The organism is Streptomyces sp. bgisy130 (assembly GCF_057708345.1).
On record NZ_JBYISA010000026.1, the window covers coordinates 1 to 24,312 of the forward strand.

At 72.1% G+C, this 24,312-nt stretch carries 22 protein-coding genes; 16 read left to right on the forward strand and 6 right to left on the reverse strand.

Going from position 1 to position 24,312, the window contains the following annotated elements; all coding sequences use genetic code 11:
• Positions 1-421 precede the first annotated feature (421 nt).
• From AC3EUV_RS27340 to nudC, 3 genes are all read left to right on the forward strand, one after another.
• Positions 422-4,072 (forward strand): ATP-dependent helicase, encoded by a 3,651-nt coding sequence (locus tag AC3EUV_RS27340; protein ID WP_435604116.1) that lies wholly within the window; start codon positions 422-424, stop codon positions 4,070-4,072.
• A gap of 10 nt (positions 4,073-4,082) precedes the next feature.
• Positions 4,083-5,483: a dipeptidase gene (locus tag AC3EUV_RS27345; protein WP_435604117.1), complete on the forward strand. Its 1,401-nt coding sequence runs from the start codon at positions 4,083-4,085 to the stop codon at positions 5,481-5,483.
• 73 nt (positions 5,484-5,556) lie between these two features.
• A complete protein-coding gene (gene nudC / locus AC3EUV_RS27350; RefSeq protein ID WP_042148358.1) occupies positions 5,557-6,492 on the forward strand; it encodes an NAD(+) diphosphatase in 936 nt (311 codons plus the stop codon).
• A 160-nt stretch (positions 6,493-6,652) separates the two neighbouring features.
• Here nudC and AC3EUV_RS27355 read toward each other — a convergent pair whose 3' ends face one another.
• Positions 6,653-6,910 (reverse strand): mycoredoxin, encoded by a 258-nt coding sequence (locus AC3EUV_RS27355; protein ID WP_085923001.1) that lies wholly within the window; start codon positions 6,908-6,910, stop codon positions 6,653-6,655.
• 560 nt (positions 6,911-7,470) lie between these two features.
• On the opposite strand from AC3EUV_RS27355, the gene AC3EUV_RS27360 reads away from it, so the two are divergent.
• The 5 genes from AC3EUV_RS27360 (at position 7,471) to AC3EUV_RS27380 (ending at position 11,258) form a co-directional block, all read left to right on the forward strand.
• Positions 7,471-9,699 carry an ATP-dependent DNA helicase UvrD2 gene (locus tag AC3EUV_RS27360; protein ID WP_432144706.1) on the forward strand — a complete coding sequence of 743 codons (2,229 nt, stop codon included), beginning with the start codon at positions 7,471-7,473 and terminating at the stop codon, positions 9,697-9,699.
• 145 nt (positions 9,700-9,844) lie between these two features.
• Positions 9,845-10,171, forward strand: coding sequence for a hypothetical protein (locus AC3EUV_RS27365; RefSeq protein WP_432144705.1), 327 nt, complete (start codon positions 9,845-9,847; stop codon positions 10,169-10,171).
• Between the two features lie 118 nt (positions 10,172-10,289).
• The gene (locus AC3EUV_RS27370; RefSeq protein WP_085922793.1) at positions 10,290-10,643 is read left to right on the forward strand and encodes a WhiB family transcriptional regulator; all 354 of its coding nucleotides are present in this window, start codon (positions 10,290-10,292) and stop codon (positions 10,641-10,643) included.
• Positions 10,640-10,957, forward strand: a complete 318-nt coding sequence (locus AC3EUV_RS27375) for a hypothetical protein (protein ID WP_042148370.1) — start codon at positions 10,640-10,642, stop codon at positions 10,955-10,957. The genes AC3EUV_RS27370 and AC3EUV_RS27375 overlap by 4 nt, the downstream gene beginning before the upstream one ends.
• 103 nt (positions 10,958-11,060) lie before the next feature.
• Entirely contained in the window at positions 11,061-11,258 is a 198-nt protein-coding gene (locus AC3EUV_RS27380; protein WP_432144704.1) for a hypothetical protein, read from the forward strand.
• 87 nt (positions 11,259-11,345) lie between these two features.
• On the opposite strand, the gene AC3EUV_RS27385 is transcribed toward AC3EUV_RS27380, so the two are convergent.
• Positions 11,346-12,773, reverse strand: a complete 1,428-nt coding sequence (locus AC3EUV_RS27385) for an ABC1 kinase family protein (RefSeq protein WP_435604118.1) — start codon at positions 12,771-12,773, stop codon at positions 11,346-11,348.
• Between the two features lie 35 nt (positions 12,774-12,808).
• Positions 12,809-13,957: a ThiF family adenylyltransferase gene (locus AC3EUV_RS27390; RefSeq protein ID WP_432144702.1), complete on the reverse strand. Its 1,149-nt coding sequence runs from the start codon at positions 13,955-13,957 to the stop codon at positions 12,809-12,811.
• 183 nt (positions 13,958-14,140) lie between these two features.
• Between AC3EUV_RS27390 and AC3EUV_RS27395 the strand changes: the two genes are divergently transcribed.
• From AC3EUV_RS27395 to AC3EUV_RS27410, 4 genes are all read left to right on the forward strand, one after another.
• Entirely contained in the window at positions 14,141-14,767 is a 627-nt protein-coding gene (locus AC3EUV_RS27395; protein ID WP_432144701.1) for a M48 metallopeptidase family protein, read from the forward strand.
• A gap of 114 nt (positions 14,768-14,881) precedes the next feature.
• Positions 14,882-16,588, forward strand: coding sequence for a TerD family protein (locus tag AC3EUV_RS27400; protein WP_432144700.1), 1,707 nt, complete (start codon positions 14,882-14,884; stop codon positions 16,586-16,588).
• A gap of 15 nt (positions 16,589-16,603) precedes the next feature.
• Entirely contained in the window at positions 16,604-17,287 is a 684-nt protein-coding gene (locus tag AC3EUV_RS27405; protein ID WP_435604119.1) for an AIM24 family protein, read from the forward strand.
• A gap of 20 nt (positions 17,288-17,307) precedes the next feature.
• Positions 17,308-18,066: an AIM24 family protein gene (locus AC3EUV_RS27410; protein ID WP_432144699.1), complete on the forward strand. Its 759-nt coding sequence runs from the start codon at positions 17,308-17,310 to the stop codon at positions 18,064-18,066.
• Between the two features lie 77 nt (positions 18,067-18,143).
• Here AC3EUV_RS27410 and AC3EUV_RS27415 read toward each other — a convergent pair whose 3' ends face one another.
• Both AC3EUV_RS27415 and AC3EUV_RS27420 read right to left on the reverse strand, forming a co-directional pair.
• Entirely contained in the window at positions 18,144-18,674 is a 531-nt protein-coding gene (locus tag AC3EUV_RS27415; protein ID WP_432144698.1) for an NUDIX hydrolase, read from the reverse strand.
• Positions 18,671-20,134, reverse strand: a complete 1,464-nt coding sequence (locus AC3EUV_RS27420) for a zinc-dependent metalloprotease (protein WP_435604120.1) — start codon at positions 20,132-20,134, stop codon at positions 18,671-18,673. The genes AC3EUV_RS27415 and AC3EUV_RS27420 overlap by 4 nt, the downstream gene beginning before the upstream one ends.
• A 192-nt stretch (positions 20,135-20,326) precedes the next feature.
• Here AC3EUV_RS27420 and AC3EUV_RS27425 point away from each other — a divergent pair, with 192 nt between their 5' ends.
• The 4 genes from AC3EUV_RS27425 to AC3EUV_RS27440 all read left to right on the forward strand — a co-directional run bounded on the left by AC3EUV_RS27425 (position 20,327) and on the right by AC3EUV_RS27440 (position 23,687).
• Positions 20,327-21,478, forward strand: coding sequence for an SDR family oxidoreductase (locus AC3EUV_RS27425; RefSeq protein ID WP_388185954.1), 1,152 nt, complete (start codon positions 20,327-20,329; stop codon positions 21,476-21,478).
• A 104-nt stretch (positions 21,479-21,582) separates the two neighbouring features.
• Positions 21,583-22,062 (forward strand): molybdenum cofactor biosynthesis protein MoaE, encoded by a 480-nt coding sequence (locus AC3EUV_RS27430; protein ID WP_432144696.1) that lies wholly within the window; start codon positions 21,583-21,585, stop codon positions 22,060-22,062.
• Positions 22,063-22,283: 221 nt separating this feature from the next.
• On the forward strand, positions 22,284-22,466 hold the full coding sequence (locus AC3EUV_RS27435) for a hypothetical protein (protein WP_042148404.1): 183 nt from the start codon (positions 22,284-22,286) through the stop codon (positions 22,464-22,466).
• A gap of 126 nt (positions 22,467-22,592) precedes the next feature.
• On the forward strand, positions 22,593-23,687 hold the full coding sequence (locus tag AC3EUV_RS27440; RefSeq protein WP_435604121.1) for a YlbL family protein: 1,095 nt from the start codon (positions 22,593-22,595) through the stop codon (positions 23,685-23,687).
• A gap of 69 nt (positions 23,688-23,756) precedes the next feature.
• Here AC3EUV_RS27440 and AC3EUV_RS27445 read toward each other — a convergent pair whose 3' ends face one another.
• Positions 23,757-24,311, reverse strand: a complete 555-nt coding sequence (locus tag AC3EUV_RS27445; RefSeq protein ID WP_435604122.1) for a PPA1309 family protein — start codon at positions 24,309-24,311, stop codon at positions 23,757-23,759.
• Position 24,312 lies beyond the last annotated feature (1 nt).

Consider the following 24,312-nt stretch of genomic DNA (forward strand, 5'->3'; position numbering starts at 1 on the left):
CCTCTTCCCTCCCCCCCCCCCCCCCCCCCCCCTCCGGCCCGTCCCCTCCCGTGGGAGGAGTAGTAACGGTGAGTGGGGGCTGGCGTCCGTAGGCAGTTTCATGCGACCAGAGCGGCGCACCGGACCACCAACACGCACCCCCACCAACCGTCTTTCCCACCCACCCAACGGGAGGGGACGGGCCGGAGGGGTAGGGGTGTGGGACGTAAAGCGAAGCAGTCCCACACCCCTACCCCGGAGGGCCGTCACCGCACCCCCGACAGCCCCGCGCAGCGGACCCCGCCCGCCGCAGGCGCAACGGCGGGGGCACCGCGCAAGCGGGCATCAAACGGCGAGCAACACCCACGGCGGGAGAGCCGAGAACGTGGGAGGGCCACCCAAGCGGAGCGGATTGTCAGTGGCGGCCGTTACCGTTCTCGTTGTGTCAGCTCGCCTCACCGACCCCGAGCAGCTCAAAGAGCTGCTCGGCATCCCGTTCACCCCGGAGCAGACGGAGTGCATCACCGCCCCGCCCGCCCCGCAGGTCATCGTGGCCGGAGCCGGTTCCGGCAAGACCACGGTCATGGCCGCCCGCGTGGTGTGGCTGGTCGGCACCGGCCAGGTCGCCCCCGAACAGGTCCTCGGGCTGACCTTCACGAACAAGGCCGCAGGCGAACTCGCCGAACGCGTCCGGGCCGCGCTGCTCGCCGCCGGCGTCACCGAGCCCGACGCCCCCCCGCCTGCCGACGGCGCCCCCGACCAGCCCCCCGGCGAGCCGCGGATCTCCACCTACCACGCCTTCGCCGGCCAGCTCCTCAAGGACCACGGCCTGCGGATCGGCCTGGAGCCCGGCGCCCGGCTCCTCGCCGACGCCACCCGCTTCCAGCTCGCCGCCCGCACCCTGCGCGCCGCCCCCGGCCCCTACCCGGCGCTCACCACCTCCCTGCCCTCCCTCGTGGAGGACCTCCTCGCCCTGGACGCCGAGCTCGCCGAACACCTCGTGGACCCCGCCGCACTCCGCGCGTACGACAGCGACCTCCTCGCCACCCTCGACGGCATCAAGCTCACCAACGCCGACCTGCGCAAAGCCCCCGAAACCGCCCGCGGCCGCCAGGAACTCCTCGATCTCGTCACCGCCTACCGCAACGAGAAGCGCCGCCGGGACCTCCTCGACTTCGGCGACCAGATCGCCCACTCCGCGACCCTCGCCACCACCCGCCCGGAAGTCGGCCGCATCCTGCGCGACGAATTCCGCGTCGTCCTGCTCGACGAGTACCAGGACACCTCCGTCGCTCAACGCCTGCTGCTCTCCGGCCTGTTCGGCGCCGGCACCGGGACTGCCATCGGGCATGCCGTCACCGCCGTCGGCGACCCCTGCCAGGCCATCTACGGCTGGCGCGGCGCCTCCGTGGCCAACTTGGACGACTTCCCCGAGCACTTCCCCTTCGGGGACGGGACCCCCGCCCGCCGGTACGCCCTCAGCGAGAACCGCCGCAGCGGCGGCCGCCTCCTCGACCTCGCCAACGGCCTCGCCGCCCCCCTCCGCCGGATGCACGAAGGCGTCGAAGCGCTGCGCCCCGCCCCCGGCGCCGAACGCGACGGCCTCGTCCGCTGTGCCCTGCTGCCCACCCACGCCGAAGAGCTCACCTGGCTCGCCGACTCCCTCGCCCACCTCGTCCACACCGGCACCCCGCCCGGGGAGATCGCCGTGCTCTGCCGCACCGCCGGCGACTTCGCCCGCATCCAGGGCGAACTGGTCGCCCGGGACATCCCCGTAGAGGTCGTCGGCCTCTCCGGGCTGCTGCATCTGCCCGAGATCGCCGACCTCGTCGCCGTCTGCGAAGTGCTCCAGGACCCCACGGCCAACGCCGCCCTGGTCCGCCTGCTGATCGGCCCGCGCTGGCGGATCGGCCCCCGCGACCTCGCGCTCCTGGGACGCCGCGCCCGCACCCTCGTCCACCACGGCGGCCCGTCCGACGACCCCGGACAGCGCCTCGCAGCGGCCGTCGAAGGCGTCGACCCCGCCGAAACCATCTCGCTCGCCGACGCCCTCGACACCTTCCTGGAAGCCGACGGACCCGACGACGGCCTCCCGTTCTCCGCCGACGCCCGGGTGCGCTTCGCCTACCTCGCCACCGAACTCCGCGACCTGCGCCGCTCCCTGGGCGACCCCCTCATGGACGTGCTCCACCGGGTGCTCGCCGCCACCGGCCTGGAGGTCGAGCTGTCCGCCTCCCCGCACGCCCTCGCCGCCCGCCGCCGCGAAACCCTCGGCACCTTCCTCGACATCGCGGCCGGATTCGCCGCCAAACAGGGCGGCGAATCCCTCGACGGCGACGCCACCCTCCTCGCCTTCCTCGGCTTCCTGCGCACCGCCGTCCAGTACGAGAAGGGCCTCGACAGCTCGCTCCCCGGAGGCGACAACACCGTCAAGGTGCTCACCGCCCACAAGTCCAAGGGCCTGGAATGGGACGTGGTCGCCGTCCCCGGCCTGGTCGGCAAGCAATTCCCCAGCGAACAGGCCCGCGAGTCCTGGACCAGCCGCGCCAAGGTCCTCCCGCACGCCCTGCGCGGCGACGCGGCGACCCTGCCCGACGTCGGGGAATGGACCGCCCGCGGCCTGAAATCCTTCAAGGAGGCGATGAAGCACCACCAGGAAACCGAAGAACTCCGCCTCGGCTACGTCACCTTCACCCGCCCCCGCTCCCTGCTCCTCGGCTCCGGCCACTGGTGGGGCCCCCAACAGAAGCGGCCGCGCGGCCCGTCCGTCTTCCTGGAGGCCCTGCGCGAGCACTGCGAAGCCGGCCACGGCGAGATCGAGCACTGGGCCGAGGCCCCCGAGGACGGCGCGGAGAATCCGGCCCTCGCCGAGGCCGCCACGGAACAGGCCTGGCCCCTGCCCCTCGACCCCACCGCCACCGCCCGCCGCCGCACCGCCGCCGCCACGGTCCGCGCCCATCTGGAACGCAGGGCGGACCCAGGGGCGGCCGTCTCCGGCCCCGCCGCCCCCGCACGCTTCGCCCACGACCCCGACTGGCCGCCGGTCCCGCCGGACGACCCATGGGACGGCGACCCGTACGAGATTCCCGAGGCGGACCCGTTCGACCTTCCGGAAGCCGAGCCGTTCGACGAGGCCCCGCCGTACGGCTTCGACGACGCCCCGGCGTACGACACCCCCGAGGCGGAGGCCGAGGTCCAGGCTCCCGCCCGGCCCGAAACCGAGACCGCCCCCGCCCCCCGGACGAACCCGGACGCCCCCCGCCCCCGCATCGTCGCCCAGCGCTCCACCGAACCCGACCTCACGGGCCCGACCGACCCGGCCCACCCGGCCGTCGCCACCCACCCCGACGACACCCCCCACCCCCTCCTCCCCGAAGAGCGCCGCACCGTCGGATCCTGGGACCGCGATCTCGACGCCCTCGCCGCCGAGCTGCGCCGCGCCCGCGCGACCGTCCGCGACGTCCCGCTGCCGTCCGCACTCAGCGCCACCCAGCTCCTCCGCCTCGCCGCCGACCCGGACGGCTTCGCCCGCGAACTGGCCCGCCCCATGCCGCGCCCGCCCCAGCCCGGCGCCCGCCGCGGCACCCGCTTCCACGCCTGGGTCGAGTCCCGCTTCGAAGAACTCACGCTGCCGCTGCTCGGCCCCGACGAACTGCCGGGCGCCGAACCGGGCGAGGAGACCGAGATCGTCGACGAGCACGACCTCGAAGCCCTCAAGGAAGCCTTCGCCCGTACCCCGTACGCCCACCGCACCCCCTACCGGGTCGAGGCCCCCTTCCAGCTGACCCTCGCGGGCCGGGTCATCCGCGGCCGGATCGACGCCGTCTACAAGGAGCCCGGCCCCGACGGCGACCGCTTCGAGATCGTCGACTGGAAAACCGGCCGCGCCCACACCGCCGACCCCCTCCAGCTGGCGATCTACCGCCTCGCCTGGGCCGAGCGCCACGGCCTGGAGCCGTCCGCCGTCGACGCAGCCTTCCTCTACGTCCGCAGCGGCGAGGTCGTCAGACCCACCCGGCTCCCCGGCCGGGCCGGGCTCGAACGCATCCTGCTCGGCGAGACCGCCGACCTGCCTCCCCCGGAAGGCCGATAGGCTCGGTCGTATGAGCACAACCCCGGACAGCGCCGTCCGCGCGTATCTCACCCTCCATCGCGAGACCTTCCTCGAAGACCTCGCCGAATGGCTGCGCATCCCCTCCGTGTCCGCCGACCCGGAGCGCGCCGGCGATGTCCGCCGCAGCGCCGAGTGGCTCGCCGCGAAGCTCACCGACACCGGCTTCCCGACCACCGAGATCTGGGAGACCGGCGGCCTGCCCGCGGTCTTCGCCGAATGGCCCTCCGGCGACCCGTCCGCGCCGACCGTGCTCGTCTACGGCCACCACGACGTCCAGCCCGCCGCCCGCGAGGACGGCTGGCACACCGACCCCTTCGTGCCGCAGACCATCGATGGCAAGCTCTACGCCCGCGGCGCCGCCGACGACAAGGGCCAGGTGTTCTTCCACACCCTGGGCGTGCGCGCGCACCTCGCCGCGACCGGCCGCACCGCCCCCGCCGTCAACCTCAAGCTGCTGATCGAGGGCGAGGAGGAGTCCGGCTCACCGAACTTCCCGGCCCTGATCGAAAAGCACGCCGACCGCCTCGCCTGCGACGCGGTGATCGTCTCCGACACCGGCATGTGGTCCAAGGACACCCCCACGGTCTGCACCGGCATGCGCGGCCTGACGGACTGCCAGATCGACCTCTACGGCCCCGACCAGGACATCCACTCCGGATCGTTCGGCGGCGCCGTCCCCAACCCCGCCACCGAGGCCGCCCGGCTGGCCGCCGCCCTGCACGACGCCGACCGCCGCGTCGCCGTCCCCGGTTTCTACGACGGCATGATCGAACTCACCGACCAGGAACGGGAACTCTTCGCCGAGCTCCCCTTCGACGAGGAGGAATGGCTGCGCACCGCGCACTCCCACGCCCCCCTCGGCGAGGCCGGCAGCACGACCCTGGAACGCATCTGGGCCCGCCCCACCGCCGAGGTCAACGGCATCGGCGGTGGCTACCAAGGCCCCGGCGGCAAGACCATCGTGCCCGCCACCGCACAGCTCAAGCTGTCCTTCCGGCTGGTCGCGGGCCAGAACGCCGCCGCCGTGCAGCAGTCCGTACGCGACTGGGTCGCAGCAAGCCTCCCGGCCGGCATCCGCCACGAGATCTCCTTCTGGGGCGCCACCCGCCCCTGCCTCACCCCGCTCGACCACTCCGCGCTCCAGTCCGTCGTCCGCGCCATGGGCCGGGCCTTCGACCAGAAGATCCGCTTCACCCGCGAGGGCGGCTCCGGACCGGCCGCCGACCTCCAGGACGTCCTCGGCGTCCCGGTGCTCTTCCTCGGTATCTCCATCCCGTCCGACGGCTGGCACGCACCGAACGAAAAGGTCGAGCTCGACCTGCTGATGAAGGGCGTCGAGACCGCCGCCCACCTGTGGGGCGACCTGGCGGAGGCCTGGCAATCGGCCTGACCGCGCGCACCGCCGTACCGACCCGCGCCCGTACGCAGCAATCACCCACGCCATAGGGGGAGTTGGAACACCAGTGACCACCTGGACCGACCACAGCGCCGACCGGCCGATCACCTTCAGCGCGCCGAGCGGAATCGACCGCTCCGCCCATCACCGCCTCGACGAGGCCTGGCTGGCGGCGGCCTGGAGCCACCCGACGACGCGCGTCTTCGTGGTGTCCGGCGGCCAGGCGCTGATCGACGACACCCCCGACGGCCGCACCGAGCTGATCATGACGCCGTCCTTCGAGGCGCCGCTGACCGAGGCCCACCGCTACTACCTCGGCACCGACGACGACGGCGTCAGCTACTTCGCCCTCCAGAAGGACTCGCTGCCCGGCCGCATGGACCAGTCCGCCCGCCCGGCGGGCCTGCGCGAGGCCGGCCTGCTGCTCTCCCCCCGCGACGCCGGCCTCCTCGTGCACGCCGTCGCCCTCGAAAACTGGCAGCGGCTGCACCGCTTCTGCTCCCGCTGCGGCGAACGCACCGTCATCGCCGCCGCCGGCCACATCCGCCGCTGCCCCGCCTGTGGCGCCGAGCACTACCCGCGCACCGACCCGGCCGTGATCATGCTCGTCACCGACGAGGAGGACCGCGCACTCCTGGGCCGCCAGGTCCACTGGCCCGAGGGCCGCTTCTCCACCCTCGCGGGCTTCGTCGAGCCGGGGGAGTCCATCGAGCAGTCGGTGGCCCGCGAGGTCTTCGAGGAGGCCGGCGTCGTCGTCGGCGACGTCGAATACATCGCCAGCCAGCCCTGGCCCTTCCCCTCCAGCCTGATGCTGGGCTTCATGGCCCGCGCCACCTCCGCCGAGATCCAGGTCGACGGCGAGGAAATCGAAGAGGCCCGCTGGTTCTCCCGCGAAGACCTCCGCACCGCCTTCGAATCCGGCGAGGTCCTCCCGCCCTACGGCATCTCCATCGCCGCCCGCCTCATCGAGCTCTGGTACGGCAAGCCCCTGCCGAAGCCGTGAACGGGGACGCGGCCGGCCGAAGGGGCCGGCCGCGCCTGATGCGGTGCCTTCATGAGGGTGGCAACGTCGCTCACCGACCAGCGGACGTATCGCTGATCAGCCGGGAGCAAGGCGAGGCCCTCGCCGGAGAACGTCGGACGAGGGCTGCGACCTCCGCGGATCAGACGCCGAGCGCCTGCTTCACCTGAGCAAGGCTCGGGTTGGTCATGACGACCTCGGCGTCTCCTTGGGTGGGGACAACGCGAACCGTGGGCACCGTCTGGTTGCCGCCGTTCGCCTTCTCCACGAACGCCGCGGACTCCGGGTCGTGCTCGATGTTGATCTCGGTGTAGGCGATGCCCTCGCGGTCCATCTGGCCCTTCAACCGACGGCAGTAGCCACACCAGGTCGTGCTGTACATCGTCACAGTGCCCGCCATGCGTCCTGCGCTCCTTCACTAAGTCTTGATCCGATACCACCCGCATCCGTACCCGACGCGGCCAAGCAACTCAACGCACATCACCCCTCAGCCATTCCCGGGGGCGAAACGGCGTCGGGGGCGGGCTGGGGGACGGTCTGGGGGCGGCCTGCCAATTCCGCGGGCCCATCCTCTCCCCGGGGGCGCCCCCCGCCCCCACCCCTCCCCACCCCAACCCCCACCGACCAAAGCCGCCCCGCAAGCTGCCCCAGCTCAGCTCAGCTCAGCTCAGCCCAGCCCGGCCCGGCCCCAGCCCCACCCCGGCACCTCGCCTACGCGCCCCCTCACCCACCCTCGCCCGACGCCCCCACCTCCGCCCGCTGCCTCCGCCCGCCACCTCCGACCGCCGCTTCCGCGACGGCCGCTGCCTCCGACGACCGCGTCCGCCCGCCGCGACCAGAAAACCACCCTCCGCCCTCCCGCACCTCTCGTTGTCCACAGCGGCCCGGACCCGTACGACCGGCTCCGGCGGCTGTGGACAGCTGTCCCGGGCGTCCCGGTGGACCTGGCAGCATGGCGGGGTGACAGCAGCAACGGACTCCTCTCTCTTCCCGCAGGTGCCGGACTCGGCCGACGGAGTGCTGGACGGGCTCGACCCCGAGCAGCGCGAGGTCGCGACGGCTCTGCACGGTCCGGTGTGTGTGCTGGCCGGTGCCGGCACGGGCAAGACCCGCGCGATCACCCACCGGATCGCGTACGGGGTCCGGGCGGGGATCCTCCAGCCCGCGAGTGTGCTCGCCGTCACGTTCACGGCCCGGGCGGCCGGCGAGATGCGGGGCCGGCTGCGTCAGCTCGGTGCGGGCGGGGTCCAGGCCAGGACGTTCCACTCCGCGGCGCTGCGGCAGCTCCAGTTCTTCTGGCCGAAGGCCGTCGGCGGGGACGTCCCGCGGCTGCTGGAGCGCAAGATCCAGCTTGTCGCCGAGGCCGCCGCCCGCTGCCGTATCCGGCTCGACCGCAATGAGCTGCGCGATGTCACGGCCGAGATCGAGTGGTCCAAGGTCACCCAGACCGTCCCGGCCGACTATCCGGCGGCGGTCGCCAAGGCCGGCCGAGAGTCTCCGCGCGACCCGGCCGAGGTCGGGCAGATCTACGGCACGTACGAACAGCTCAAGCGCGACCGGGGCGCCATCGACTTCGAGGACGTGCTGCTGCTCACGGTCGGTGTGCTCCAGGACCGGCACGACATCGCCGAGCAGGTCCGTACGCAGTATCAGCACTTCGTCGTCGACGAGTACCAGGACGTCAGCCCGCTCCAGCAGCGGCTGCTGGAGCTGTGGCTGGGGGACCGCGACAACCTCTGCGTGGTCGGCGACGCCAGCCAGACGATCTACAGCTTCACCGGCGCCACCCCCGACCACCTCCTCAACTTCCGCACCCGCCACCCGAACGCGACGGTCGTCAAGCTCGTCCGCGACTACCGCTCCAGCCCCCAGGTCGTGCATCTCGCCAACGGCCTGCTCTCCCAGGCCCGTGGGCGGGCCGCCGAGCACCGCCTGGAGCTGATCTCGCAGCGGGACGCGGGCCCCGAGCCCGTCTACACGGAGTACGCCGACGAGCCTGCCGAGGCCGAGGGCACCGCCCGCCGTATCCGCGACCTGATCGCTTCCGGCGTGTCCGCCGGGGAGATCGCCGTCCTCTTCCGCATCAACGCCCAGTCCGAGGTCTATGAGCAGGCGCTGGCCGATGCCGGGGTGCCGTATCAGCTGCGGGGCGCCGAGCGGTTCTTCGAACGGCCGGAGGTGCGCGAGGCGGGCGTCAAGCTGCGGGGCGCCGCCCGCTTCGGGGGCAACGACGCGCTGCTCGACGACGCGCTGGACCTGCCGTCCGAGGTACGGGCGGTGCTCAGCGACATGGGGTGGACCAGCCGGCCGCCGGCCGGTTCCGGGGCGGTGCGGGACCGCTGGGAGTCCCTGGCCGCTCTGGTGCGGCTCGCCGAGGACTTCGCCCGGGCCCGGCCCGCGGCCACCCTCGCCGACCTCGTCGCCGAGCTGGACGAGCGGGCCAACGCGCAGCACGCCCCGACGGTCGAAGGCGTGACTCTCGCGTCCCTGCACGCCGCCAAGGGCCTGGAGTGGGAAGCCGTTTTCCTGGTCGGTCTCACCGAAGGCATGATGCCGATCACCTACGCCAAGACCGACGAGCAGATAGAGGAGGAGCGCCGGCTCCTCTACGTCGGCGTGACCCGCGCCCGGCTCCATCTGGGGCTGTCCTGGTCGCTGGCGCGCTCTCCGGGCGGCCGGGCCTCCCGCCGCCCCAGTCGGTTCCTGAGCGGCCTGCGGCCGGGCTCCGGGGCGGTGGCGGGCGGCCGCACACCGGGCGCGGCTCCAGGGGGTGTCGAGCGCGGCGACGGGCCGGCGGCGGTGACCCGGCGCACCAAGCACCGCAGCCCGGCCCGCTGCCGGGTCTGCAACAGGACGCTCACGGACCCGGGCGAGATGAAGCTGATGCGGTGTGAGGACTGCCCGTCGGAGCTGGACGAGGCGCTGTACGGGCGGCTGTGCGACTGGCGGGCCGAGCAGGCCGCGCGCTCCCGGCAGCCCGCGTACTGCATCTTCACCGACAAGACACTGATGGCGATCGCGGAGGCCGTTCCGGGAACCGAATCGGAGCTTGCGGTCATCTCAGGAGTGGGGCGGCGGAAGTTCGACCGCTACGGCAGTGATGTGCTGGCGATCTGTGCCGGCGAGGAGCTCGCGGGGGTCGCGGAGGAGGGGCCCGAAGGCGCCGCGGAAAACTCGTCGAAAAAATAGTTTGCGCCCGCGGAGCACCGCCCCATAGCCTTCAGAAGCAACGGAGACAACGGTTTCTTTCCGAGATCCGATGGATCCGTGCTGTACTTGAACACCCTGGAACGGGATTCCCGGTCCACCGAGACGCCGAGAGGAGGCGAGCCCAGTGATCAGCATCATCGAGACCAACAAAATGACCGATCTCTCGGTCGTCGCCACCTGCCCGCTCGGCTCCTCGCTCCCTGGCACCGGTCTGTCCGGCTTCGGCCGCCTGTCCGGTACCGAGGTCGCGCGCCCCGAGTCCCTCGCTGTGCTGACGCGCAGTGAGCGCACCGCGCGACCGACCGAGGCACCTGCGGCAGCCGTAGTGGCGGCATCGGCGAATGCCTTTGCCTTCGCGGCGGCCAACGGTGCCGAATCCCGGAAGCAGTACCAGACGCAGCATGAAATGTGGGCCTACCGCGGCCACGAACCCTGGAGAGATCCAGCCTGATCGGCACGATCAGGTCGGCACCTTCCAGGGCCGCGGAACCCACACCGGGATCCGCGGCCCTTTTGTTTGCCCAAGCGCCCGCCACCAGCCGGGCCGAACAGACGAGGAACACACCACCGTGCAACTCCAGACGCACACCCCGTCCGTAGCAACCGACCTGATCCCTCCGCCCGACCCCCAGGAGAACTCCTTGCTGCCCCTCACCGAGCTCGACGACGAGATCGACCGCCTCGGCGCTGCCGTTCCGTGCCGGACCTACGACCCGGAGGTCTTCTTCGCCGAGTCCCCGGCCGACGTCGAGTACGCCAAGGCGCTGTGCCAGACCTGCCCCGTCCGTGAGGCCTGTCTCGCCGGTGCCAAGGACCGCCGTGAGCCGTGGGGCGTCTGGGGCGGCGAGCTCTTCGTCCAGGGCGTTGTCGTGCCGCGGAAGCGGCCGCGTGGCCGTCCGCGCAAGAACCCGGTCGCGGCATGAACACCATCGGCACAGGAACGATCGACCGTCCCCTCACACGGGATCCCCAGAAGCAGGACCTCACGATGAACCCCACCTTCACCGACACACCCGTCCCCGTGAACACCGACGTGATCGAGTCGCGTCAGAACAGGAACCACGCCATGCAACTCATCCCAGAAGCCCTGGCTCGTGCTCATATGCACGAACGCCTCCGGGAGGCCGAATCGGAACGCAGGGCTCATCGGCTCGCCGCCGCGCGGCGTATGCAGCGGCGCGCCGAGCGCGCGTCGCTGCGTGCCCGTCGTGCGCTGGCGATGGCCGTGATGCAGTGACGGCGGTGCGCTGATACCGCCACAAACGGGGTCCGTCCGACAGGGCGGGCCCCGTGGTGCGTTATATCCCGCTTCCTGCGGTTGGCGGGGATATCGTCGGACGGTGGACCAGAAGACGCATGAACAGGCGGAGTTGGCCGACGGGAACACGGTGTGCGCCGGCTGCGGTGCGGTGGCCGAGGGCACCCCGCCGACCTGGATCTGCTCCGTCGAGAACGGTGAACGCCGCTACTTCTGCGACGACTGCGCGCGGGAGAACCTCCGGGCCATTGAGGGACGCCTGGATTCGACCTGGTGGTGAGGCCCCTCGACGCCGAGGCCGGGCGCCGGGCCGCCGTGCCCGCTCCGCCGGCGAGGCGGGCGACCCGGTGCGGCCCGGCGGGCGGGCTCAGGCGGTGGACCCTTCGACGGCCTCCTCGCCGATCTCCACGCCGACGACGGTCTCGAAGCCGGTGAGCACCGAGCCCCCCGGCTCCTCCTCCGGTACAAAACCGGGCATCCATGCCTCGAGTTCGTCACGCAGCCGTACTGTCGCCCCCAACTGACACAGCACCCCGATCGTGCTCAAGGTGACCCGGTGGATCAGAAGGTACGCGGGCGGCAGATTGAGTTGTTTGCCCAACTGGTGGGCGGGCGAGCGCGGGTCACCGACCCGGGCCGCCTGCCGGCGCATCCAGCCCCGGGTGAAGGTGAACTCGTCCACCTGCGCGGGTTCGATGATCGGCAGCAGATACTCCAGCACCGCGTCCGGGTCCAGCTCGATGGACTCCTTGACGAAGCCTTCCTCGCACAGCAGCTGGTAGACGGCGTCGGCCTCGCCGTCCAGCGTCATCCGCAGGGACGTACCGATCGTCGGCGGCAGCCCGTCGGGGAGCCGGTCGACGGTGCCGAAGTCCAGCACCCCCAGCCGCCACTCCTCGACCGGTCCGTCCGGGAAGTCCCCGGCCAGCAGCCGGAAGTTGCCCGGATGCGGGTCGGCGTGCAGCAGGCCCGTACGGGCGGGGCCGGAGAAGAGGAAGCGCGCCAGGAGCTGGCCGGCCCGGTCCCGCTGTTCGTCGGTGCCGTCCGCGATCACCTCGGACAGCGGCACCCCTGCCATCCACTCCGTTACCAGCACCTGGTCGCACTGGTGGACCACGGCCGGCACCACCACATCCGGGTCGCCGGCGAACTCCTCGGCATGGGCCCGCTGGGCCTCCGCCTCCAGGGAGTAGTCCAGCTCCTCCGACACCCGGTCGCGCAGCTCGGTGATCAGCGGCTTGATGTCCATGCCCGGGACCAGCGGACCCAGCAGCCGGGCGAACCGGCTCAGCTGCGACAGATCCGACAGCAGCGCCTGACCGGCCCCCGGATACTGCACCTTGACGGCCACCTCGCGGCCGTCGTGCCACACGCCCCGGTGCACCTGCCCGATCGAGGCCGCCGCGGCCGGTTTGTCCTCGAACTCCTCGAACAGCTCCTGCCAGTCCTCGCCGAGCTGCTCCGCCAGCACCGCGTGCACCGTGCTCGTCGGCATCGGCGGCGCCGCTTCCTGAAGTTTCGTCAGCGCCGCGCGGTACGGGCCGGCGATCTCCTCGGGCAGCGCCGACTCGAAGACGGACAGCGCCTGCCCGAACTTCATCGCCCCGCCCTTCAGCTCACCGAGCACCTTGAAGAGCTGTTCCGCGGTGCGCTGTTGCAGCTCACGGCCGACGATCTCGGCGGATCTGCCACCGATCCGCTTGCCCAGGCCCCAGGTGGCGCGGCCGGCGAACCCCAGTGGCAGCGCGGCCAGCTTGGCGGTGCGGGTGACCGCCTTGCGGGGAAGATCAGACATGCGCCCCTCCAACTCACACTGTCCCCCAACCGGGGTTACTCCGTCATTGTGGCGTGTTCGGGCCGCGGATCCGAGGCGCCTGCCGAAGCCGGTGCAGCGGCAGCGCCACAGCCGCAGTCCGGATGCGGCTCGATCCGCACCGTGCGCACGCTCGCACACGGCGCCGCGAGCTCCATCCGCGCACCCGTGCACGGCGGTAGTTCGCCATCGAGGAACGCCAGCGCCTGGACGGCGGCGATCCCCGCGACCGTTGTTGCCAACGCGGCATCGCAGGCCGGAACCGCGGGTGCGGCACGCCCCGACCGCCACTGCGCGAGCAACCGCGGCCAGGCCGGCTCCGCGTCCGTACGACGCAGCTCGTCGCAGCGGGCACAGGCCGAACCGCCGGGCAGCACCAACGGACCCACCACACCCGTGCCCTCGATCACCCCCGCGTAAAGATGTGGGATTCCGGCGATGAGCAACGGCTCGGACAGCACGGGGTCGGGGGCGTACGCGCCGAGACCGTCCCGCGGGGCCAGCACCACCAGCGACAGCCCGGGTTCGCCCGATTCGCTGACCGGGACCCTCGGCCGTGGGATACGGCTCCAGGGGGAGCACTGCTGAACAAGCCGTTGCGCGGCAGTGCGACGCCGCTCGCCGATCCGCTCGGCCGGCAGCCCGCCGGGCAGAACGTCCCACGGCTGGACCGTGCCGCCGTCGAACACCTCCACCCGCCCGACCCCCGAGGCCGAGAGCAGCGCCGCGACCGCGGCGCCGACCCGCCCCGACCCCTTGACCCGGGCCCGGACCGCCCGGCGCGCTCCTATCCGGCCCAGCGCGCCCGCCGGCTCCGGATGCCGCACCGAGAGGGAAGCCAGATCGGGCCGCAGTTGCTCAAAGGCGGTGTGGTCCGCCCGGACCGCCTCGGCCGCCGGGCCGCCCTCGGTGGGGGATTCCAGCAGCCCGGCCGCGCCGAGCCGGTCCACGACACCCCGCACATGCTCGGGCGGAAGGTCCAGTAACGCGGCCTCCTCGACCAGTTGCTGCATGGTGCGGGTGCCGTCGATCAGCGAGAGGAAACTGCCGGTCGCCGTATCGACCGGGCCGACCACCATCGCATGCGCCGGCGCCACCCCGAACCGCACCGTCTCCCGGTCCCGCCATCCGCGCCGCAGCGCGGGCTTGAGCATCGGATGCCTCATCTCCGCCCCCGTCCGTTGATTCGTCGTCCGGCACTCAGCATGCGCCCTGCGGCGGATCGGTGCGGAAGTTATCCACAGGCGGTGGGCAATCGTCGTACAAGCAGTGCACGCCATGGAGTGGTTCGATGGCGAACCGTCCGCGGGGCGGGACTTCCCGCCGCGCCAGCGGGTAACGTCGGGCGCGTGCCCGCCGACCCTCCCGCCCACGGTTCAGGGGAAACCCCTCTGCGCCGCGCCGCCGACACCTCGCGCGGTGCCGCCCCCGGCCCCGTGGCCCGCGGTTCGGGCACCAGCGCCGTCGAGGTGCGCCGCAGTTCACGACGGCGCAGAACGGTCTCCGCGTACCGCGAGGGTGACCGCACGGTGGTCCTGATTCCGGCCCGTATGTCCGAGGCGGAGGAGCGGCGCTGGGTCACCGTCATGCTGGACAAGCTCGCCGCCCAGGAGAGCAAGCGGATGCTGGGCGACGGCGAGCTGGCCGAGCGCGCCGAGCGGCTGTCCGGGCAATATCTCGACGGCCGGGCCCGCCCCGCCTCGGTGCGCTGGGTGACCAACCAGAACACCCGCTGGGGATCGTGCACCCCGGCCGAGGGCAGCATCCGCCTTTCGCACCGCCTCCAGGGCATGCCGGAGTACGTCATCGACTACGTCCTGCTGCACGAACTCGCCCATCTGCTCGTCCCCGGCCACGGCCCCCGGTTCTGGAGCCTGCTGGAGTCCTACGCCCGTACGGAACGGGCCCGCGGCTATCTCGAAGGGGTGGTCGCGGCCGACCGGCTGCCCCATCTGCCCGTCGCCCGCGGGGAATGACGGCGCGCAGCCCGGCGAGATCCGTCGCGCCCCGGCATCGCCCGCTGTCGGCGCCAGCGGTTAGCCTGGCCGCGCAGAGGAACTCACAGCGGGAGCGGGGGACGGGCGTTACGTATGGCCAGGGAATTCCAGCGGGGCCACAAGGCCAAAATCAGTGATCTGACGGCGGGAACGGATCTGTACGTCGGTGTGCAGATCGCCGGAGCCGGCCTGTCCTTCGACATCAGCTGCTTCGGCCTGGACGGCGACGAGCGGCTCTCCGACGACCGGTACTTCATCTTCTTCAACCAGCCCAAGTCGCCCGAGGAGTCGATCCAGCTGCTCGGCGCGCAGGCCGGCGACAGCGAGTCCTTCCGGGTCACCCTCGACAAGATCCCGCCGCACATCCAGAAGCTCTCCTTCACCGCCGCGCTGGACGGCGCCGGCCAGGTCTCGCAGATCGGCCCCGGCTACCTCCGGATCGTGGCCGGCGGCGAAGAGGTCGCCCGCTACTCCTTCGACGGCAGTGAGTTCAGCACCGAACGCGCCGTCATGCTCGGCGACTTCTACCTCAAGGACGTCTGGCGGTTCGCCGCCGTCGGCCAGGGCTTCGACGGCGGCCTCGAGGCGCTGCTGAAGAACTTCGGCGGCGAGGTCGCCGAAGAGGCCGAGGCGCAGCCCGACCCGTCCGCCACGGCACCGGACGTGCCGGGCTTCGCCCCGCCGTCCGGGCCGGCCGCCCCCGCACCGTCCTTCGGGGTGCCCGCCGCGCCGCCCGCCCCCGACTTCGGCCCGCCCCAGGGCGCGCCGCAGGAAGCACCCCCGGCCGCCCCTCAGCCCCCGCAGCCCACCGCGCCGCAGGTCCACAGCGCGCCCACGCTCGCCGCGCCCCTGGTCCCGCCGGGCCCGGTCCCGCCGCCCGGAGTGCCCGGCCAGCAGCCGCCAGCCCCGTACGGCCAGCCGGCGCCCGGTCAGGACCCCTACGGCCCGCCGCAGCCCGCACCCGGCGGCTACCCCGGCCAGCCGGCCCCGCAGGCGCCTCCTTATGGGCAGCCCGCACCGCCGCCCGGCGGATACGGCGCCCCGCAGAGCCAGCCCGCCCCCTACGGCCAGCCGGGACAGCAGCCCCCGGGCGCCCCGTACGGGGGAGGCCAGACACCGGCCGTGCCCCAGGGCGGCGGCCCCGGCCTCGGCGTCGTACTGGACAAGTACAAGGAAGCCCCCACGGGGCAGCGCTGGACCCCGCAGAACAGCAGGCTGATCCGCGTCGACCTCGGCGTCGACGGCCAGCCGGTGCTCGCCCGTCAGGGCAGCATGGTGCTCTACCAGGGCAAGGTCGACTTCGGCTACAAGGGCGCCGGCTTCCGCGGCCGGATCGTCGGCAACGCCACCGGCCAGGAAATGCAGCTGATGCGCTGCACCGGCCAGGGCCAGGTCTTCTTCGCGGAGAACAGCGCCCATGTGCACCCCATCGAGCTCCAGGGCGACGCCATCTGTGTGTCCGCCGAGGCCGTCCTGGCCTTCGACGAGTCGCTTCAGCACGAGGTCCGCCGCATCGAGGGCCACGGCATCCCCGGTGGCGCCCTGTTCACCATGCAGTTCCAGGGGAGCGGCACCGTCATCGTCAAGACCCAGGGCACCCCGGTCGTCCTGCCGGTCACCCCGACCACCTTCGCCGACGCCAACGCCATCGTGGCCTGGTCCGCCGCCTCGCAGGTGATCATCTCCAGCCAGGTGAGCCTGCGCCGGCACGCCTACCCGGGCCACTCCGGCGAGACCGTGAACCTCCAGTTCCGCGGTGCGCCCGGCAACTTCATCGTCGTCCAGCCCTACGAGGTCTGAGGGAGCCCGCACGTCATGAACCAGCAACAGCTGTCGGGCTATGTCCCGACCACGCCCGCCGCCCGTATGGAGAACCACGGCAGCGCCATGGTGAAGATCGCCATGCAGAGCGGCCAGGACGTCTTCGCCCGCACCGGCTCGATGGTCGCCTACGAAGGCTTCGTCCAGTACGAGCCGAACCCGCCCGCCGTCCGCCAGATGGCCTCCCAGTGGCTCACCGGCGAAGGCGCGCCCCTGATGAAGTGCTCCGGCGACGGCCTGCTCTACCTCGCCGACTACGGCGCCGACGTCGTCTGCATCAACCTCAACGACGACGCGCTCTCCGTCAACGGCACCAACCTCCTCGCCCTCGACGCCCACCTCCAGTGGGGCGTGCAGCGCGTCAAGGGCATGGCGAAGTTCGCCGGCCAGGGACTCTTCAACGTCCAGATCTCGGGCACCGGCTGGGTCGCGCTGACCTCCCGGGGCACGCCCATCGTCGTCGACTGCGGCCGCGGCGAGGACGAGACCTATGTGGACCCGGACGCCCTCGTCGCCTGGTCGACCCATCTGAAGATGAAGGGCAAGCGCAGCTTCAAGGCGTCCTCGATGATCGGACGCGGCAGCGGCGAGGCGTACCAACTGGGCTTCTCCGGCCAGGGGTTCGTCGTCGTCCAGCCCAGCGAGGACAGCACCGACCGGCTCCGGGCCCGGGGCTGAGGGGGAGGACCGAACACGCCATGCAGAGTCCGCTTTTCGCCTTCACCGAGGCACAGACCCAGGACCGCTACGCCCTTCAGAACAGCCAGCTGCTGCGCGTCGCCCTCCAGGGCCACGAGGACGTCCTGGCCCGTAAGGGCACGATGGTCGCCTATCAGGGACTGCTCGAATTCGACGGCAACTACCAGACGCCGGGCCAGCACCGGACCCGCGCGCACTCCGGTGAGGGCCTCGACCTGATGCGCGTCTCCGGGCAGGGCACGGTCTATCTGGCCAACCTCGCCCAGTACGTCCATGTCGTCGACGTCGACCACGACGGCCTGACCGTCGACAGCAGCTATGTCCTCGCGCTGGACTCCGGCCTCCACTGGGAGGTCGTCTCCGTCGACAGCCAGTACGGCATCTCCGGCACCGGCAAGTACCAGCTCAACATCTCCGGACGGGGCAAGGTCGCCCTGATGACCTCCGGCCAGCCGCTGATGTTGCAGGTCACGCCCGACAAGTACGTCAACGCCGACGCCGATGCGGTGGTCGCCTGGTCCGCTTCGCTGCGCGTCCAGATGCAGGCGCAGACGCACTCCTCGGGGGTGTTCCGCCGCCGCGGCAACACCGGCGAGGGCTGGGAGCTGAGCTTCCTCGGCCAGGGCTACGCACTGGTCCAGCCCAGCGAGCTGCTGCCGCCGCAGAACGCCGTGCTCGGCTCCGGTGTGGCCGCCCAGTTCGGCATGGGCCAGCAGGGCGCCCGGGGCCAGAACCAGGGCAACATCTTCACCAACTGAGCCCGCCGGCCGACCGCTGACACACTCCGGCGCCCGCCCCGGGAAGGGACGGGCGCCGGACGGCCGGCCGCTGCCGTCTAGAGCAGCGCGCGGGTGCGCTCCACCAGGCGCGCCACCGACGCATCGGCGACGCCGGGCACCTCGTCGTAGGCGAACCACCGCAGGTCCAGCGACTCGTCGCTGATCTTCGCCACCGCTCCCGCCGGCGCCAGCGCCGCATACTGCACGTCCAAATGCCAGGCGCAGGGCGTGTGATGACGGTCCAGCCGCACCGGGCCGCCGGGCAGCAGCGTCAGCCCCTGCGCGATCCCGGACTCCTCACGCGCCTCACGCAACGCCGCATCGGCCAGCGAGGCATCCTCCGGCTCACAGTGGCCGCCCATCTGGAGCCACATCTTCAGCTTGCGGTGCAGGGTGAGCAGCACCCGCCCGCCGGCCGGATCGATCACCAGCGCGCTGGCCGTGAGATGCCCGTCCTTGCAGGGCTTCCACATGCCGTCCTGATGGGCGGCGAGATGATCCAGATACGTCAGCCGCAGCTGTTCCTGATCAGGGGACGGCGCGGGCCACTCCTTGAGCACCCGCGCCGCGTCCTCGCGCAGACTCACTTGTCGCTGTCGCCCTTGCTCTCGCCGGGGGTCTCGTCCGGGCCGTCGCTCTCCCGGGTGGGCTTGCCCAGATCCGGCTTGCCGCCGCTCGCGGCCTCGCCGAGCATCTTGTCGAGCTCGGAGAAGTCCGCCTGCTCGTGGTGCACGAACCCGTCCGGGTCGTCCAGATCGGCCGCCGTCGGCAGCATGTCCGGGTGCGCCCACAGGCCGTCGCGGCCCTCCAGGCCCCGCGCGTCCGTCAGCGACGCCCACAGCCGCGAGGCGTCCCGCAGCCGCCGCGGACGCAGCTGGAGACCGATCAGCGTGGAGAACGTCTGCTCGGCGGGGCCACCGCTCGCCCGGCGCCGCCGCAGCGTCTCACGGAGCTTGTCCGCCGACGGCAGATGCGGCTTGGCGGCGGCGTGCACCACCGCGTCCACCCAGCCCTCGACGAGCGCCAGCGCGGTCTCCAGACGTGCCAGCGCCGCCTTCTGCTCCGGGGTGTCCTCGGGCTGGAACATGCCCTGCTGAAGGGCGTTCTGGAGCTCCTCGGGATGCTGCGGATCGATCTGGCCGACCACGTCCTCCAACTTGGTCGTGTCGACCTTGATCCCGCGCGCATAGCCCTCGACGGCACCGAACAGATGCGAGCGCAGCCACGGCACATGGGCGAAGAGCCGCTGGTGGGCGGCCTCGCGCAGGGCCAGATACAGCCGCACTTCCTCCTCCGGGACGCCCAGGCCCGCGCCGAACGTGGCGATGTTCCCCGGCAGCAGCGCGGCCTTGCCGGCCGGGCCCAGCGGCAGCCCGATGTCCGTCGAACCGACGACCTCGCCGGCCAGTACGCCCAGCGCCTGGCCGATCTGGGTGCCGAACATCGCGCCGCCCATGGAGCGCATCATCCCGAGCAGCGGGCCCGCCATGGCCTGCATCTCCCCGGGCAGCACATCGCCCATGGCCGCCCCGACACGCTCGGCGAGCGGGTTGACCAGGTCCTTCCACACCGGGAGGGTCTCCTCGACCCACTCGGCGCGGCTCCAGGCCACCACCGAGCCGGAGCCCGACGGCAGCGACGTCACACCGTCCAGCCACAGATCCGCCAGCCGCACGGCCTCCTCGACGGCAGTGCGCTCACCCGGCGAGAGGCTCGCGTCCTTGCTGCCGTCCTCGGCGCCCTGCGCGACGGTCTGCCGCGCGATGTCCTTGGCCATGTCCCAGTTCACCGGGCCGCCCTCGTAGGAGAGCATCTGCCCGAGCTTCTGGAAGGCGGCTCCCAGGTCTCCAGGGTTCATCTCGCCACCGGGGCCTCCCATGCCGCCGAAGAGCGCCGCGAACGGATTGTCCGCGCCGCCGCTCCCGCCGCCGAACCCGAAGGGGTCCGCGGGGCCCTGGCTACCTCCCTGGCCGCCCTTCTCCTTGCCGTTGTCGCCGTCCTCCGGCTCCTCCGGCGGAAGGCCGAATCCAAATGGGGTGTCACTCACGGGTTTCCTCGGCTCGTAGGGCCGCCGACCAGGTGGCCGACGGCGGCTGCCCGACATCACCTCCAGCGTAGACACCCGGACCGCTTCGGGGCTCGGTGCTTCGCTGTCCCGGTGGCTGCGGCAGGATGGACGCCACCTGGTGCGTACGCATGACCACACGTTCGCACTGAAGACAACCGCTGGAGACGCCCGGTGAGTTCCCCAGATCCGACCGTTCGCGCAGCGCGAAACGCTGCGGCCCAGACCGAGAAGGCAGGCAATGGCGCAGACGGCACCACGGACCGGCCGCTGCGCCGGCCCGTCGTCGCCGTCACCGGAGCCGCGTCCGGGGTCGGGGCGCTGCTGACCCGCGCCCTGGTCGCATCCGACGAGGTCAAGGAGGTGGTGGCCATCGACGAGCGGCGCGGCGACGTCGACGGGGCACACTGGCACGTCCTCGACGTCCGGGACCCCGCCATCGCCGACAAGCTGCGCGGCGCGGACGTCGTCGTCCACCTCGCGCTCGACCTCGACCTGGAGACCGACGACGCGGCGCGCACCGCCTACAACGTGCGCGGCACCCAGACCGTGCTCACCGCCGCCGCGGCCGCCGGTGTCCACCGGGTGGTGCTGTGCACCTCCGCCATGGTCTACGGGGCGCTGCCCGACAACGACGTACCCCTGGCCGAGGACGCCGAGCTGCGCGCCACCGCGGACGCCACCGGCGTCGGCGACCTGCTGGAGATCGAGCACCTGGCGCACCGCGCGCCCCGCGCCCACCCCGGCCTGAATGTGACCGTGCTGCGCCCCGCCGTCCTGGTGGGCGGCACCGACACCGCGCTGACCCGCTACTTCGAATCGCCCCGCCTCCTGGTCGTCGCCGGATCCCGCCCCGCCTGGCAGTTCTGCCATGTCGAGGACCTGGTCAGCGCCCTGGAGTACGCCGCGCTGGAGAAGGTCGACGGCGAGCTGGCGGTGGGCTGCGACGGCTGGCTGGAGCAGGAGGAGGTCGAGGAGCTGTCCGGCATCCGCCGCATGGAGCTGCCCTCCTCGGTGGCCCTGGGTGCCGCGGCCCGGCTGCACCGGATCGGCCTGACGCCGTCGCCCGCCGGGGACCTCGCCTACACGATGCACCCCTGGGTGGTCAGCGGCAGCCGGCTGCACGATGCGGGCTGGCGGCCCCGCTGGACGAACGAGGAGGTGCTGGCCGAGCTCCTGGAAGAGGTCGCCGGACGGCACACCGTCGCCGGCCGCCGGCTGGGCCGCAAGGACGCCACGGCCGCGGGTGCCGCCGGTGCCACCGTCGCCCTCCTGGGCACCGCCGCACTGGTACGGCGCGCCCGTAAGGCCCGCCGCCGCATCTGAGCCGCACCGGGCCCGCCGGGCTGGAGGAGTCTCCATACGGCGGGCCGGACGACCGGCGGAAACGGCCATTCCCGCGGCGCCCCCGGTTGCGGCACGATGGGGGCATGTCTGGCACGCCCTCCTCTTCGTCCCCCGGCCGCGACCACCCCGGTGAGCGGGCCGCGGCGGACCCGATCCGGCTCCTGGAGATCCGCGACACCCCGCTCTCCGTGGACGAGGTGTTCGCGGCCGTGGGCGACGTGGCGGCCGGCGGCACGGCCCTGTTCGTCGGCACGGTCCGCTCGCACGACAACGGCGCCGACGTCGAGGGCCTGGGCTACTCCGCGCACCCGACGGCCGAGGCGGAGATGCGCCGGATCGCCGAGAAGGTGACCGCCGACTTCCCCGTCCGTGCGCTGGCCGCCGTCCACCGGGTGGGCGATCTGCGCATCGGCGATCTGGCCGTGGTCGTCGCGGTGTCCTGCCCGCACCGGGGCGAGGCGTTCGAGGCCTGCCGCAAACTGATCGACGACCTCAAGCACGAGGTACCGATCTGGAAGCACCAGACGTTCTCCGACGGCGCCGAAGAATGGGTGGGGATGTAGCCGTTTTCGGTGACTAATCGCGCGTTCCCCGGGAAGTCGACAGAACAGACGGGGCGGGGCGTTGGCCCGGAGTCACGGGACGGTGAGCTCCGAACGTGAGGCCGAACCGGTGCCATGTGTTCCGGTTGCGTAACCCGCCCCCTGGCATGAGCGTTGACCCAGCAGATGGTTAATCTGCTTATTCGTCGATCGCGGTCGTACAAGGGGTTGGGAGGTCGCTGATGGGTGCGCTCCTCTGGTTGCTGATTCCGGTCGGCGCCGGGCTGATTGCCGCGGTGTGGAGCAGCTGGACCATGCGGAATCGCAAGACCGGGGACGTGGCAGAACTCGCGGGCTATGCCCGGTTCCGGGACGCCATGGAAAAGGAGCATTCCGTTTCCGAGCCCGCCTCGGATCCGGTCTGACTTTCGCCGTTTCTCCGCGGAAGCAAGCGCCACCCTCCGGGGTGGCGCTTTTCTGCGGGCGGGTGCCCGGCCCCGTACGGATGGCCCCGCGGGCCGGTTGTCATACCCGTCCCGTACTGTCGTTCCATGCCACGCCGCACCGCGACGCTGCTCGCCTCGATCCTGATGTTGATCGCGCTGCTCTGCGCAGGGGTGCTGATCCCCGTGCCGTACTCCGAGATGTCTCCGGGGCCGACGGTCAACACTCTTGGTGATCACGACGGCGAGCCGGTGCTTCAGATCTCCCAGCGGAAGACGTATCCGACGACGGGTCATCTCAACATGACCACCGTCCGGGTCACCGGCCCCGACTACCGCATGAACCTCTTCGAGGCGGTGTACGGCTGGCTCGGCCATGACAACGCCGTGGTGCCGCACAAGACGCTCTACCCCGAGGGGCAGACGGCCGAGCAGGCCGACCAGGAGAACGCCGAGGAGTTCAGCCAGTCCCAGGAGAGCGCCAAGGCCGCCGCGCTCAAGCAGCTGCACCTCCCGGTCGCCGCGCAGACCGTTGTCGGCTCCGTCGTCAAGGACAAGCCCGCCGAAGGACGGCTGCACGCGGGCGATGTGATCAAGGCCGTGGACGGCACGGTGGTCAAGCAGTCCGGCGACGTCGCCAAGCTCGTCACCCGGCACAAGCCGGGCGAGAAGGTCGTCTTCACGATCATCCCCGCCAAGGCGGCCGCCGCGGCGGAGAAGCAGGGCAAGAAGGCCGTGACCGGCGCGAAGCAGATCACGATCAGCACGCAGAAGGCGGACGACGGCCGCGCCATCGTGGGCATCCAGGCCGATGTGGATCACACCTTCCCGTTCCCCATCGACGTCAAGCTGGCCGATGTCGGCGGCCCGAGCGCCGGGCTGATGTTCGCGCTCGGCATCGTCGACAAGCTCACGCCCGGGGACATGACCGGCGGCAAGTTCGTGGCAGGTACGGGCACGATCGACGACAAGGGCAAGGTCGGCCCGATCGGCGGCATCGCGATGAAGACGGTCGGTGCGCGCGACAAGGGCGCGGAGTTCTTCCTGACGCCCAAGGAGAACTGTGCCGCGGCGGCCAAGGACACCCCGAAGGGGCTGACCCTGGTCAAGGTCGGCACGATAGGCGACGCCGTCAAGGCGCTGGAGAAGATCCGCAAGGGCGACACTGCCGGCTTGCCGAGCTGCGGCCCGGCAGGCCACTAGGGCCGACCCGTCCCGGGCCCCGGGAGCCGGACGTGAGCCGTCCGGCCCGGGGGACCCGGAACGCCGCGGTCAGGCCTCGAAGGTCGCGGCCAGGGCTTCCGCCAGGCCCGGCACCAGCGCCGCGCCGGTGAGGACCTCGGACGTGGAGTCCTTCTCGCGCAGCCGCAGGGCCGACTCACGGCGGCCGTCCCGCAGCACGGCCACCGTCATCCGGACCTCCTGGCGGTCCGGGTGCTCGGCGACCCACTTGGCGAGCTGCGCCTCGTCCATGCCCGCGGGCTCGGAGTCCTCGGCGGACGGCGGCAGCATCAGCCGCTCGACGGTCAGCGCACAGCCGGTGACGGCATCCGGCCAGGCAATGGTGGCCAGGAACTCGTCCAGCGGGACGCCCGCCGGGATCTCGTCCTGTTCCACGGGGGTCAGGGACGTGGTGGTGGAGTCGTCGATACCGAGCTGGGCGGCGAGCGAGGGCTCCTGCGCACGCAGCTTGGCGGTGTCGACGAGGGCGAACAGTCGGGCCGGCTGATCCCAGCCGAGCCCGGCGCTGTACTCGTCGATCTCGAGTACCGCGCGGGTCAGGGGGTCGGCGGCGAGGGGGGTGCCGTCAACGGGGAGGTTGGTCATG